The following is a 12337-nucleotide window of genomic DNA, read 5'->3' as shown; positions in this document are numbered from 1 at the left end:
GGCGAGGCGGACCGACTCGACAAGCTTTCGGACTCGATGGCCGCCCTGTACGCCCGCCGCGCCGGCGGCGAGTACGACGAATGGCGCGCGCTCGTCGCTGCCGAAACATGGTTCACCGCCGAAGAAGCCGTCGCCGCCGGGCTCGCCGACCGCATCAGCACAGACACTCCCGCATCCGGTGACCTCGCAGCGACGTTCAATCTGTCCCGGTTCCGCTTCGCCGGCCGATCCCACGCACCGACACCACGCATTCCCTCTGCCGAGGCGGCAGAGACCGACAACAGAAAGGAGGGCGTCATGCCCACCCTGATGGAAGAACTTCGCAAGCGCCTCGGCATCGCCGAAAACGCAGACGAAGCAACAACACTGGCCGCACTCGACGAGGTACTCGCCGAGCAGACAGAAACCGCCCCACCCGCGGGCATCGGTATCGAAGCCCGAGCAGGCGTAGTCACCGTCGACGCGGAGCAGTTCACGTCAATGCAGTCGCAACTGGCAGAGTTCGCGCAGTTCCGAACTGAGCACGAGAGCGCGGCGGTCACCTCGTACTTGAACGAGGCGATGCGGGCCGGGAAGTTCCCGCCGGCCAAGCTCGCCCAGTACGAGGCACTGATGAAGGACGCGCCCGACGCCGCACGCGCGCTGATCGATTCGTTGGCGGCGAACACCTTTCCGGTCTCCGAGATCGGCCACGACGGCGATTCGCCTGCCGCGGCCGACGAGTCCGCACAACTGACCGCGCTGGCCGACAAGTCCGGGTTCGCCTCGGACGCGATTCTCTAAGGAGGACACCATGCCCAATCCCACTTTCGGGAACGGCCCGATCACCCACAAGGTGGCAACCGCGGTCGAGAAGTTCCACGTCGTCAAGCTCGGTGCGACCGGCATCGCACCATGCGCGGCCGCCGACCTGCCCTACGGTGCCGTCGCGCAGTCCGGCAAGCCCGCGGCCCCACGTGAGGACAACGACCTCTCCCATGGTCTGCCGTCCGTTCTCGCCGTGCACACCGTCGGCGTACTCCTGCTGGCGAAGGTCACTGGCTCCGCGACGTTCGCGACCGGCGACCCCGTCTTCGTCGGCGCCGGCGGCAAGGTCGCCAAAACCGGCACCACAGCAATCGGTATCGCCGTCAAGGCCTCCACCGCCACCGACACCACCGTCCGAACCCAGCTCGCCGGACCCTTCGTTCCGGCTCCCGCCTGAAAGGCTAGACAGACATGGCGAAGAACATCACCGGCGCCTACGGCGGCGATACCCTCACCGTCGATTCGATGCTCAAGGACCCCACCTGGATTCCGCAGCGCGTCATCAACGGACTCGACGGCGCATTCCTCGAAGCTGCACTCTTCCGCAACGGCGGCTCCAACGACGCCGGAGTCGTCGCATTCCGCGAGGCCGCAGACCCGTACCTCTCCGACGATGCCGAAGAAGTCGCCGAGTTCGCCGAGATTCCGGTCTCGACGCTCGGTGACGGCAAGGTGCGCTCCGTGATCGGCCAGAAGACCGCACTCGCGATCCGCGTCTCATACGAGGAGCGGTACGAGAACAAGATCGACCGGGTTTCCCAGAAGGTCAACGGCCTGCAACGGACCCTGATCCGCTCGGGCGTTCGCGCAGCACTGGCCGCCTACAACGCGGCCAACGTCGGATCGATCGTTGCCAGCGCAGCGTGGGGCGCGGCCGGGGATCCGGCCAAGGACCTGTTCGACGCGATCGAGAAGGTCGAGTCCGCCGGATTCGAGGGAGACGAGACGAAGAACTTCGGCTACGTTCCGAATACTCTCGTCGCTCACCCGCGGGCCATCACCGCGCTGATCCGCAACGACAAGATCCAGTCGAAGTACATCGGCGACCTCGCCTCGGAAAACCCGTTGTACAAGGGAGTTCACCCGAACACCATCTGCAACCTTCAGGTGTTGACCTCCCGATGGATGGACCCGACGAAGGTCATCGTCCTCGAAGCTGGGGTCGCCGGATTCTTCTCCGACACCTACCCACTGCAGATGACGCCCATCTACGAAGAAGGCGGCAACTCCGGTGCGGGCGGCCCGAACATGACCTGGCGCTCCGACGCCTTCCGTAAGCGCATCCTCGGTGTCGACAATCCGGGCGCAGTCTGCACCATCTCCGGGATCTCCTGATGGCGGCCTACGAGCTACTCGCCGACCACTGGGACGAGCCGAACGGCGAGTCCGACACCGGTTACGTCCGGCATCTGCGCGGCGAGGTATTCGACGTGCCGGACAAGCACCTCGATCGCCTGCTCCGCATCGGCGCTCTTGCACCAGCCGACGAGGACGCCACCGAGTCGGACGACGCCGAAGCAGTCGTCGAGGACCCCACCGAGCCGGACGACGCCGACGACGACTCGGACAATCACGGTGACAGCGAAGCCAATTCGGATGCGGCCGAGCAGGAGTCGGATCCCGACCGCGAACCCGCGCCGGTCAACGACACCGACCGCGAGAGCGATTCGGATGCGGTCGAGCAGGAATCGGATCCCGACGTCGAACCCGCGCCGGGCATCGAGCGGCCGAAGCAGACCGCCGGCAAGCCCGTCTGGGTCGACTACGCGGTCGACCGCGGCATGACCCGCGACGATGCAGAGGCGCTCGACAAGCGGGATCTGATCGCCGCGCTGTCCTGATCGAAAGGCGGGTGCTCGACATGAGTAACGTGTTCGCGACAGTCGGAGACGTCACCCGCGGCCGGCGCCCGACGACCGAAGCCGAGAGGCAGGACATCGAGGCGATGATCGCCGCGGCCGGTCTATGGATCCGGGACCGCAAGGACTGGATCGCCGATGACGATGAGGCCGCGAAATTCGTTGTCGTCCAAGTCGTTCGCACGGCGCTGGACACCGAGAAGTATCGCGGCCTCATCTCGTTCACCAAGACCACGGGCGGTGTCACCCGCTCCGGCACTCTCGCCAATCCCGGTGAACTGCTGGTGTTCACCGACTTTCATCATCAACTGCTCGGCATCTCACGCGTCGGTGGGCCGAGCTGGAATTTCGGAGACCGACATGGATGATCTCGGCAATCAGACCGTTCGAGTGATCGAACGTGTCCGCGGCAAACGCGGCGTCATGACAGATCAGCAGGTGGGTGAGCCGTGGCCGGGATGCAGCGTGCAGCCGGCGAGCTCGGCGGACGGCGTGCCGCTCGAGAAGTCACAGAAGTGGGTGATCTACGCCCCGCCCGGATTCCCGGAGTCGACCGAGAACGTCTTCGACGTCGACGGTATCGGCGACCGTCTCCATGTCGACGGCGACCTGCAGACATGGTTCGACGACGAGGGTATCGCCGACTACGTCTGGGGATACCTGAAGAAATGGGAAGGGGCGGGAAATGGCTGATCCGAAACCGGGAACGTTCACGTTCACCTCGCGAAACGCGAAGGAGATCATGGCTTCTCGTCAAGTCCAGGGCGCTCTCGACAGCGCAGCGGACCGCGGTATCGCAGCCTTCAAGACCGAGGCGAACAAGCATCGCAAGACCGGTGAGCTCGCCGCCCGCGTCCACAAGGAGAAGGCCCGGGGCTTCGACGGGCGCCCTGGCGTGCGGATCGTCGCGACGTCGCAAGGTAACCAGTCCGCGCTCTTCGGCACCAAGCGTTCGAAGCCTGTGCGCGCGAGTGGGGCAGCGATGCGGGCGATGAAACGGAAGGGTCGATAAATGGTCGTCGAAGTCGATGGCACTTTGTTCCCTGATGTCGAGGATGTGCTGATGGCCTACCTCGAGCCTCTCGGCGCGACGGACACCGAACCGCCCAAGAAGGATTCGCAGTGGCAGGGAATCCAGATCAACCGCGTCGGTGGCAGCGACGACGGGATCAGTGACTATCCGCGCGTGATGATCGTCTGTCACGATCCGGATCCGCGGGCGGCGTCGAAACTGGCTCGGCGCGTTGCGAACTACATGGAGCGGATCGTCGACGCCGAGATCGAGGTGGAGGACGAACCGAAGCCGATCAGTGTCGATTCGTGCTGGGTCGATACCCCGCCCGAAGCGGAGCCGTACGAGAACCCGAATATCCGGACGGTCATCGCCTACTACGCGCTGAGTCTGTCGAAACCCTGGCGGATCTAGCTCACCTGACAAGTTCACACATCAAGACCCGCAACGACTGTTGTGGGCTTTTCTCATGCCCAGGAGGCATCACATGGCTACCGATATCGGAAAGCTCGAGGTTGCGCGGCATCAGCGCGAACTCATTCTCAAACCCAAGCGCATGCACATCTTCGGCATGCCGATGTCCGTCGATCCGATCGAGCAGATCACCGAGGGCTCGAACTCCGAGCTGGCCGAATTGCCCGAGGGTGCGTTCGACTTCGGTCTGCTGCTCAAGGACGATTCGATCACGCTGACTCGTGAGGTCGAGAAGGACGACATCAGCGCGATCAGCTACTCGAACCCGGTCAAGTCCGACATCATCACGGACATTTCCGGTATTCAGTTCACCGGTCTCGAGACCAACCGCTACAACATCCAGAACAACCTCGGCATGGACCTGTCGAACATGGTTGCCAATCCGGTGACCGGTGAGGTCGCGTTCGATCAGGCTGCTGTCGCCGAGATCCTGCAACTGCGCTACCTGTTGGTCTCGCAGTTCGGTGTGGGTGTGGACCGGATCTATCTCGGCCGTCAGCTGTACTGCGGTGAGGTCGCCGAGATGAGCGAGCAGACCCTCTCCGATGCAGGCGGCGCACTGACGTGGCCGACGAAGGTCAACGCGATGGTCGACCCCGTTCACGGCGTGTCGGTTCGTCACTACTTCGGCGGTTCGGGCTGGAACCGTGTCCTCGAAGACGCCGGATTCAAACGCGGCGGGCTGAGCATCACCACCGAGTCGCTGCCGGCGGGCGCCGTGGGGACGCTCTACTCGCAGACCCTGGCTGTCACCGGCGGCACCGGCACCAAAACCTGGTCGGTCTCGACGGGAACCCTGCCCGCCGGGCTGGCGATTGCCCCGTCGACTGGTGTCATCTCCGGCACCCCGACCGCTGCGGGTACGTCGAACTTCACTGTCTCGGTTGTGGACAGCGTGACTGCGGGCAGCGTGCAGAAGCCGCTCTCGATCGTCGTCGCTGCCTGACCGATGCCCGGCCCTGTGCCGGGCCCGTAAACGCACTGGGCAGGCGGGGATTGGCGGTCGACCGCCTGCCCGGTGTTTCCAGACCGCCCTACCGGCCACCACACAATGAGGAGATCCCTGATGGGAACGATGAAGACTTTCAATGCCAAGGACTGGACGCCTGCACTACTGGTGGCACCAGACGGCCGAACGTACACCCCCGGTGATCACGCCGAGCATCGCGAGCTGCTCACGCGTGGGTACGTCGTAGCGCCCGCAGAGCCCGAGCCCGTGCCTGAGCCCGCGCCGACCGAAACCCAGTCTGGGCCCACGACTGTCGGCGAGCCCGAGCCCACGCCGTCTGAGACCGCGCCTGAGCCGACCCCGTCGCCTGCCGGTGAGACCAAGCCCAAGACCAACCGACGCAACGGAGGTGCGCTGTGAGCGCAAAGAATATGGACAACGTCAGCATCGCCAGCGATGGCATCGACACCGTGTTCAACGTCGAGAACGGTAACGGTCATGTCGTCACGTTCGGCGGTGAGCAGCGAGAGCGTAAGGCACCGTTCGAGTTCAAATTCCAGGACTCTCCGGTCTTCGTCGTTGAGGAACCCGACGCCGACACCGTGATGGACATCGAAGATGCACGGGTCACGCGCCGGGTGCTCAAGTTGTTCCTCGGCGAGCAGTACGACGACGTCATGGACTACCTCGGCGCGGAGAGGCCCGAGGTGCTCCTTGACTTCACTCAATCGATATCGCAGCACTTCGGTCTCTTCGACGCCGACCAGGCAGTCAATCGCGCTGAGCGCCGCGGCCGTAACCGCCGACGAGGACGTAAGAGCTAACTGTGGCGGCTGACGAAAACGGGTCGGCGGCATCGTTTTTCGAGACACTTCTCGGCGAGGCTGTCGGCCCGTTTTTCGTCACTCTCGACGACGGAACCGAACTGTGCGTCGACGTGCCGAATGTCGACGATGTCGCGGACCTCGACAGCACGGTATCGATCCACAACCAACTCGACCTGCTCGTCTCCGACGAGGACACCGCGGATGCGATCGCTGATGCGTACGCGCGGCGGCCGATCGGGGAACTCGCCGAACTCGTCGACGACATCCGTGAGCACTTCGGCGTCCTGATCGCTCCGATGTGCGGATGGGCGTACCTCGTCAACGAGATCGACAAATACGGTGACGCGATCGAAAAAGATCTGCTCGGCAAACCAGAAGACCTCTACGACTGGGTGCGCGATCACCTCGGCACACCGTGGGACAAGTTGCTGCGCCTACTGCCGGCACTGCCTGTCGGCGGCTGGTACTACGCGGCGATCGCCGACGACGACGATCGCGCCCGCGAGATCCTCGAGCTCGAAGCGCAGGGCAAGTTACCGAAGTCTACGAATCGGCCGTCGCTGGTCGGATGGACCAGCGAGATCGAGAAGCTCACCGAGCTCGTCGAGACGACGCGCGGAATTCTCCACGGAATCTGGGGTGCATCCCCGAAATTCACAGGCAAGGGCGGTGCGCCGCCACGGCCGCTGCCGCGCCCGCTGACAGCACGCGAGCGCGTCGAGGAACAGCAAGCACTCCTCGAGCACGACGACATCGCGTCGCAGCTTCTCGGCACGCGGTACACGCGCCGATTCTCTTAAAGCCCAAGGGGGTGAACAGTGTCCGACCTCCAGAGTGGGCAGACATTCATCAATGTCATGCCGTCGATGAACGGGTACTTCAAGAAGGTCCACGCAGCAGTCAAGAGCAACAAGGTCACTCAGCACGTCGATGTCGAGGTCGATCAGCGCCAGCTCAAGAAGGCGACGTCCGATCTCGACGGCGCCACCAAGAGTGCCGCTGATGCCAGGCGCCGGGAGGCTACGGCAACCAGGGACACGGTCGCGGCCGAACGTGAACTGCTGACCTTGCGCAGTAAAGGTGTCGCCGACGCGGGTCGGCTCGCGGCCGCCGAAAGCAAGGTCGCCAAAGCCAAGCACGAGAGCAAGGCTGCGGCGGCTGCACTGAACGCAGCGGAGTCCAAGCGCGGGAAGGCCACTACTCGCGTCACGCGCATCGAGACCCGGATCGACACCAAACGCGCCGAAGCGGACTCCGAGACGTTTCTGCAGAGAATGTCCGCGAGCCACGAAGCAGGTGGCCGGACGATCGGCTCGAAGCTTGCCGGCGGGATGAGCGCGACCCTGAACTCGCAGGCGCGAGGCCAGCAGGAGGGGCGCAGTTTCACGTCGGGATTCATCTCCGCGCTCGGCAGCGGAATGCGCATGGCGGCTACAGGTTTCACGGTCGCCAACGATGCGGCACGGTCGGTCATCCGCAATATCGGGATGGCGGCTACCGGAATCGGGTTGGCCGCACGCGCGCTCAGAGGTTTCAGCGCCGGCCTGCTGGTCAGTTCGTCGCTGCTCAAGTTGATGACCGGGGCGGGCCTGGCGAAGCTTGCGGGTCTGTTGAGGTTCGCGGCGGCCGCTGCCGGTGTCCTCGCGCGGGACATCGGCCGGGTCACCGCGGCCCTGTTGGTCATGGCAGCGGTTGCCAAGCTGGTCGGCACGTTGGCCAGGGTGGGCAAGGCGTTGGGCATGGTGACCGTGGGGTCTGCGGTGGCGCTCGGTGCTGTCTCGGCGCTCGGCAGCGTGGTGTCCAGTTTCGCGACCGGTCCGCTGGTGGCAGGTCTTACGGCCGTGGCCGGTGCGATGGGGACGGTCGCGGCGGCGGCAGCGGGCATCCTCGGTCCCGCCGTTGGTGTGGCGAAGATGGCGTTCAAGGGCCTCTCGGAAGGGGCGAAAGCCTGGGAGTCGTCGCAGAAGGCCGTTGATACCTCGTCCGGGAAAACGGCGTCGGCGATGAAGGCTGTCGAAAGTGCGAAGAAGTCGCAGGCGCGTACGGCCGAGCAGGGTGCACGTCAAATCGTCTCTGCCGAAAAGCAGGTCCTCAAAGCACAGAAGGACCTCAAGGAGTCGCAGGAGGAAGTAACCAAGGCACGCAAGGACGCCAAGCGCGAGGCCGAAGGCTACGGACGGACCCTCCAAGGGTTGGCGCTCGACGAGGAAAGCGCCACCCTGGCGGTGCTCGAAGCTGAGAAGAATCTGCGTGAGACGAAGGCCAGCGACGATTCGGATAAGACCGATATCTGGCGGGCGAGGCTCGGTGTCGAGGAGGCGAAGTTAGCCCTCGACGAGATCACGGTTTCGAATGAGGAGCAGCGCGCCGAGATCGCCGACGCACAGGCCAAGGGCATCGAAGGGTCCGATCGGGTCGTCGAAGCCAAGGAGCGTGAGGTCGATGCGCAGGAGCAGCTTCGGGAGGCCCAGTCCGATGCGGCGCAGACGCAGAAAGATGTGGCGCAAGCCAACATCGATGCTGCCGAAGCCGTCGCCGATGCCTATGCCAGCATGGCGGAGTCGCAGCAGTCGTCTGCGTCGGGGGCTGATCCGTTCGCGGCGATGATCGGGCAGCGGCTCGCACCACTTCTGCAGGCCTTCAAGGGGCTTCGCGAAGAAATAACCGATCGCTTCAGTGGCGCGATGACCGGCGCGTTCGGCACTCTCGGCGGATTGCTCGATCGTCTCAAGCCGAACCTCGGCGGACTGGCTACCACCCTGGGCAATCTCGGGTCGCAGATCGTCTCGTCGATCTCGAGTCCCGCTGCGGTGGCGGGTTGGGATCGGATGATCAACGGCTCGAACACCTTCTTCGAGAGCCTGTCGCAGGGCGAAAATGGGCTTGGCTCGGTCTTTTCCGGGCTGATCGAAGTGCTCGGAACCGCTGCGGAAACCTTCGCGGGCAGCGGAGCTGGGATCAACGAATGGCTGCTGGACCTCGGTGAGAAGCTCCGCAACATCAGCGCCGATGATCTTCGTGCCACGTTCGAGAAGATTCGGCAGACGTTCGACAACATCAGTTCCGTTGTCGGGCCGTTGTTCACGCTCTTCCGGGAACTCGGCGCGGAATCCGCGTCAGGGCTGGCACCCGGATTTGCGGCAATAGGTCAGGCGATCAAGGACGCCACCCCTGGACTGATGGACATGGCACGAGTTTTGATGCCCGCCTTGGGGGAAGCGCTCGCCAACCTCGCGCCGGTACTTCCCGGTCTGGTGGATGCGTTCTCGCCGTGGGCGGAAATCCTCGCGGCTGTGGCACCGCATCTGGCGACGATCATCGAGAAACTGATCCCTTTTGCTCCCATACTTCTGGGTGTCCTCGGGGCAGTGAAGCTCATCGGTATCGCGATAACCGTGTGGAACGCTGTCATGTTCACCGCATCGGTAGCTCAAGGTGTGTTCGCAGCCGCGACGGGACGCTCCGCAGCGTCGTTGGGCACCAACACAATCGCCCTGGCCGCTCACCGAGCGGCACTGATTGCGGGAGCCGTAGCTCAGTGGGCGCTCAACGCCGCAATGAGTGCGAATCCGATCGCGCTGATCGTGATTGCGATCGCTGCGCTCGTCGCCGGTCTTGTCTGGTTCTTCACGAAAACCGAACTGGGCAAGAAGATCTGGGACAAGGTGTGGAACGGCATCAAAGATGCCATGGCCAAAGCGTGGGAGTTTCTGCAACCGATCTTCACCAAGATCGGGGAAATCTTCGCCACCGTGTTCAATGCCATCGCCGACATATTCACCTGGGTGTGGGAGTCGATCATTTCGCCGATCTTCACCGCACTAAAAATTGCTGTGGCAGTGGTGATCGTGGCGTTCATGCTGCTATGGCAGGCCATCAAGCTCTATATCGAAATGGTCGGCAACATCCTCTCCTGGCTATGGGAGACCGTCGCCAAACCCGCTTGGGAACTGATGAAAGCCGGACTGCAGGCCCTCGGCGATTTCTTCGCCTGGGTGTGGAATGCCCTCATCAAGCCTGCCTGGGACGCTCTGGCGGCTGGGATTTCGTGGGCGTGGGAGAACGTCATCCGACCCGCATGGGACGCCCTCAAGGTCGCATTGGGCGCAGTGGGTGATTTCTTCGGCTGGATCTGGAACACGATCATCAAGCCGGTCTGGGACGGACTTTCTGCCGGGATCGCGTGGGCCTGGGAGAACGTCATTCGCCCGGCCTGGGACGCGCTGAAGGTCGCTCTCGGCGCGGTGGGAGACTTCTTCACCTCGGTGTGGGAGACCGTCATCCGTCCTGTCTGGGACGGTCTCGGTGCGGGCATCAGGGCTGTGTGGGAGAACGTCATTCGCCCAGCGTGGGACGCCCTCAAGGAAGGCCTCGGGAAGGTCCGGGACTTCTTCAGCGAGGTCGTCGGTGGTATCAGCGAGAAGTGGGACAGCCTCAAGGGCATTCTCGCGAAGCCGATCAACTTCATGATCGACACGGTCTGGAACAAGGGAATCAGGGAGGCGTGGAACAAAGCGGCCGGGCTACTCGGTCTCAGTGAGGCTCAGGAGCTGAAGGGCATTCCGGAGCACGCTACCGGTGGTGCTATTCGCGGGCCTGGTACCGGTACGTCTGACGACGTCCTGATGTACGGCTCGAACGGTGAGCACATGATGACCACTGCGGAAGTGCGTAAGGTCGGCGGCCACAACGCCGTCTACGCGATCCGCGACATGATCATGCGCGGCGTCCCGTTCACGTGGGATGGCGGCAACCTCATCCGCGAGCTGGGCCGCGACAATGTCAACGCCTACGGCGCTCAGGTAGCCCAAAAGGGTCTCGGGAACGTCGATCCGCAGGGCATGTTCGACTGGATTCTCCCGAAGTACAAGGACGGCGGCGAGATCCGCCCGATGTGGGAGTCGCAGCTCGAAAACGGGCACCGGGCCGCGAAGATGCGCAACGGTAACCCGTACACGTGGGGCTTCGAGGATTGCTCGGGCTACATGTCGATGATCGCCGACGCCATCATCAATGGCGGCGACGGCGTACGTCGTTGGGCTACCGGATCATTCCCTGGCGGTCAGCCGTGGGTTCCGGGCTTGGGCCAAGGTTTCTCGGTCGGTGTGCACGACAACCCGGGCGGACCGGGTGGCGGTCACACTGCCGGAACCCTGACCGGTGTCGGCGGATATTCGACGGCAAATGTCGAGTCCGGCGGCGCGCACAACTACGTCGCCTACGACGGTCCGGCGGTGGGTGCGGATTCACCGCAGTTCGCCGGCAAGCATCCGGGTCTGTTCCACCTGGCGATCGGCGCCGACGGCGCGTTCGAGTCAGGCGGCGTTGGCGGCGGAGGCGGAGCCTCGCCGGATCAGAAGAAGTCGTTCGTGCAACAGAAGATCGCCGGGATCTTCGACTTCTTCCTCAACCCGATCAAGTCCGCAATCGGCGGCGCGATCGGGACACCACCGCCCGAGTGGCTCGGTGTTCCACCGAGCTTCCTCGACAAGGGCCGCGATATGACATCGTCGTTCCTCGCCGATTCGGTCACCGGTCTCGGTGATCTGCTCGGGTCGGTGTGGGACAAGGCCAAGGGCATCGGTGGGCTGTTCCGCGACAACGGAGGTTTCATCCCGAACGGGCTCTCGATCGTGCGGAATGAAACCGGCAAGCCGGAAGCAGTGTTGAACTGGGATCAGGTCGAGATGATTCGGGACATCCTGGGCCGGATCGGATTCGGCGGTACCGACAAGGTCGCCACGGAAGACGACATCATCGACCCCGTCGATTGGAACGGGGTGGGTGCGCAGATCGGCACATCACTTCTCGCGGAGTGGGGTAACGATCTCCTTGGCACCCTGGGCTTCACGGGCACCTTCGAGGGCCTCAAGCTCGTTGACGAGCGGGGCGTGCGATCGGATCAAGCTGGCGTCCGCAACGAGGCAACCTTCAACGAAGGACCCGCTGAGGGTGATTCGACGTCGGCACCGGCAACTTCGGCGCCGAGCATCGAAGCACCGCCGGCCGATGCTGCCCCGATCAGTGTCGTCGACAAGGTGAAGGCCGCGTTCAAGCCGTACGGCTGGGACACCGGTGAGCAGTGGGCTGCGGTCGACTGGATCATCAACAAGGAGTCGGGCTGGAATCCGTTGGCGCGTAACCCGAAATCGGGTGCGTTCAGTTTGTTCCAGTTCCTCGGGTCGACGAAGGATCAGTACCTTCCCGACGAGTCCGAGGATCCTTCGGTCCAAGGTGCGGCCGGCGCGAAGTACATCCGTGACCGGTACGGCGATCCTGTTCGGGCGCGGACGTTCTGGGAGAAGAACGGCTATTACGACATGGGCGGGATGGCGTTCGGTAAGGGCTACATGCTCAAGGACGTCATTCATCCGGAGCGGGTTCTCTCACCTCGTCAGACGGAGGCCTT

The 12337-nt window shown here is 63.8% G+C and carries 12 protein-coding genes and 1 pseudogene; all 13 read left to right on the top strand.

The features are described 5' to 3' along the window. The coding region (locus tag VIQ49_RS18925; RefSeq protein ID WP_331887394.1) for a phage protease at positions 1–783 on the top strand (783 nt) is incomplete at its 5' end. A 10-nt stretch (positions 784–793) separates the two neighbouring features. Further along, positions 794–1204 carry a capsid cement protein gene (locus tag VIQ49_RS18920; protein ID WP_331887392.1) on the top strand — a complete coding sequence of 137 codons (411 nt, stop codon included), beginning with the start codon at positions 794–796 and terminating at the stop codon, positions 1202–1204. 14 nt (positions 1205–1218) lie between these two features. Beyond that, positions 1219–2142 (top strand): hypothetical protein, encoded by a 924-nt coding sequence (locus VIQ49_RS18915; protein ID WP_331887390.1) that lies wholly within the window; start codon positions 1219–1221, stop codon positions 2140–2142. Next, positions 2142–2648 carry a hypothetical protein gene (locus VIQ49_RS18910; protein ID WP_331887388.1) on the top strand — a complete coding sequence of 169 codons (507 nt, stop codon included), beginning with the start codon at positions 2142–2144 and terminating at the stop codon, positions 2646–2648. Before VIQ49_RS18915 ends, VIQ49_RS18910 begins: the two co-directional genes overlap by 1 nt. 20 nt (positions 2649–2668) lie before the next feature. Next, positions 2669–3034, top strand: coding sequence for a hypothetical protein (locus VIQ49_RS18905; protein ID WP_331887386.1), 366 nt, complete (start codon positions 2669–2671; stop codon positions 3032–3034). Next, positions 3027–3359 carry a hypothetical protein gene (locus tag VIQ49_RS18900; RefSeq protein WP_331887384.1) on the top strand — a complete coding sequence of 111 codons (333 nt, stop codon included), beginning with the start codon at positions 3027–3029 and terminating at the stop codon, positions 3357–3359. The genes VIQ49_RS18905 and VIQ49_RS18900 overlap by 8 nt, the downstream gene beginning before the upstream one ends. Continuing rightward, a complete protein-coding gene (locus tag VIQ49_RS18895) occupies positions 3352–3678 on the top strand; it encodes a hypothetical protein (RefSeq protein WP_331887382.1) in 327 nt (108 codons plus the stop codon). The genes VIQ49_RS18900 and VIQ49_RS18895 overlap by 8 nt, the downstream gene beginning before the upstream one ends. Continuing rightward, positions 3679–4092 (top strand): hypothetical protein, encoded by a 414-nt coding sequence (locus VIQ49_RS18890; protein WP_331887380.1) that lies wholly within the window; start codon positions 3679–3681, stop codon positions 4090–4092. A gap of 73 nt (positions 4093–4165) precedes the next feature. Continuing rightward, the gene (locus VIQ49_RS18885; protein WP_331887378.1) at positions 4166–5098 is read left to right on the top strand and encodes an Ig domain-containing protein; all 933 of its coding nucleotides are present in this window, start codon (positions 4166–4168) and stop codon (positions 5096–5098) included. 120 nt (positions 5099–5218) lie between these two features. Then, positions 5219–5521: a hypothetical protein gene (locus VIQ49_RS18880; RefSeq protein ID WP_331887376.1), complete on the top strand. Its 303-nt coding sequence runs from the start codon at positions 5219–5221 to the stop codon at positions 5519–5521. Then, positions 5518–5925 carry a hypothetical protein gene (locus VIQ49_RS18875; protein ID WP_331887374.1) on the top strand — a complete coding sequence of 136 codons (408 nt, stop codon included), beginning with the start codon at positions 5518–5520 and terminating at the stop codon, positions 5923–5925. The genes VIQ49_RS18880 and VIQ49_RS18875 overlap by 4 nt, the downstream gene beginning before the upstream one ends. A gap of 2 nt (positions 5926–5927) precedes the next feature. Continuing rightward, complete coding sequence (locus VIQ49_RS18870) at positions 5928–6728, top strand: hypothetical protein (protein WP_331887372.1); 801 nt, start codon at positions 5928–5930, stop codon at positions 6726–6728. Between the two features lie 18 nt (positions 6729–6746). Continuing rightward, positions 6747–12337, top strand: a pseudogene (locus VIQ49_RS18865) (hypothetical protein); the annotation flags it as partial.

This window comes from Williamsia sp. (genome assembly GCF_036566845.1).
Taxonomy (GTDB): Bacteria; Actinomycetota; Actinomycetes; order Mycobacteriales; family Mycobacteriaceae; genus Williamsia.
The sequence above is the reverse complement of the archived record's forward strand: the minus strand, read 5'-3'. Positions and strand labels throughout refer to the sequence as shown.

What these genes read in the sequence shown, in the direction of transcription:
- VIQ49_RS18905 (WP_331887386.1), top strand. Translation starts at nt 2,669, where the DNA reads ATGAGTAACGTGTTCGCGACAGTCGGAGACGTCACCCGCGGCCGGCGC.
- VIQ49_RS18885 (WP_331887378.1), top strand. Translation starts at nt 4,166, where the DNA reads ATGGCTACCGATATCGGAAAGCTCGAGGTTGCGCGGCATCAGCGCGAA.
- VIQ49_RS18915 (WP_331887390.1), top strand. Translation starts at nt 1,219, where the DNA reads ATGGCGAAGAACATCACCGGCGCCTACGGCGGCGATACCCTCACCGTC.
- VIQ49_RS18920 (WP_331887392.1), top strand. Translation starts at nt 794, where the DNA reads ATGCCCAATCCCACTTTCGGGAACGGCCCGATCACCCACAAGGTGGCA.
- VIQ49_RS18910 (WP_331887388.1), top strand. Translation starts at nt 2,142, where the DNA reads ATGGCGGCCTACGAGCTACTCGCCGACCACTGGGACGAGCCGAACGGC.
- VIQ49_RS18895 (WP_331887382.1), top strand. Translation starts at nt 3,352, where the DNA reads ATGGCTGATCCGAAACCGGGAACGTTCACGTTCACCTCGCGAAACGCG.
- VIQ49_RS18900 (WP_331887384.1), top strand. Translation starts at nt 3,027, where the DNA reads ATGGATGATCTCGGCAATCAGACCGTTCGAGTGATCGAACGTGTCCGC.
- VIQ49_RS18880 (WP_331887376.1), top strand. Translation starts at nt 5,219, where the DNA reads ATGGGAACGATGAAGACTTTCAATGCCAAGGACTGGACGCCTGCACTA.
- VIQ49_RS18890 (WP_331887380.1), top strand. Translation starts at nt 3,679, where the DNA reads ATGGTCGTCGAAGTCGATGGCACTTTGTTCCCTGATGTCGAGGATGTG.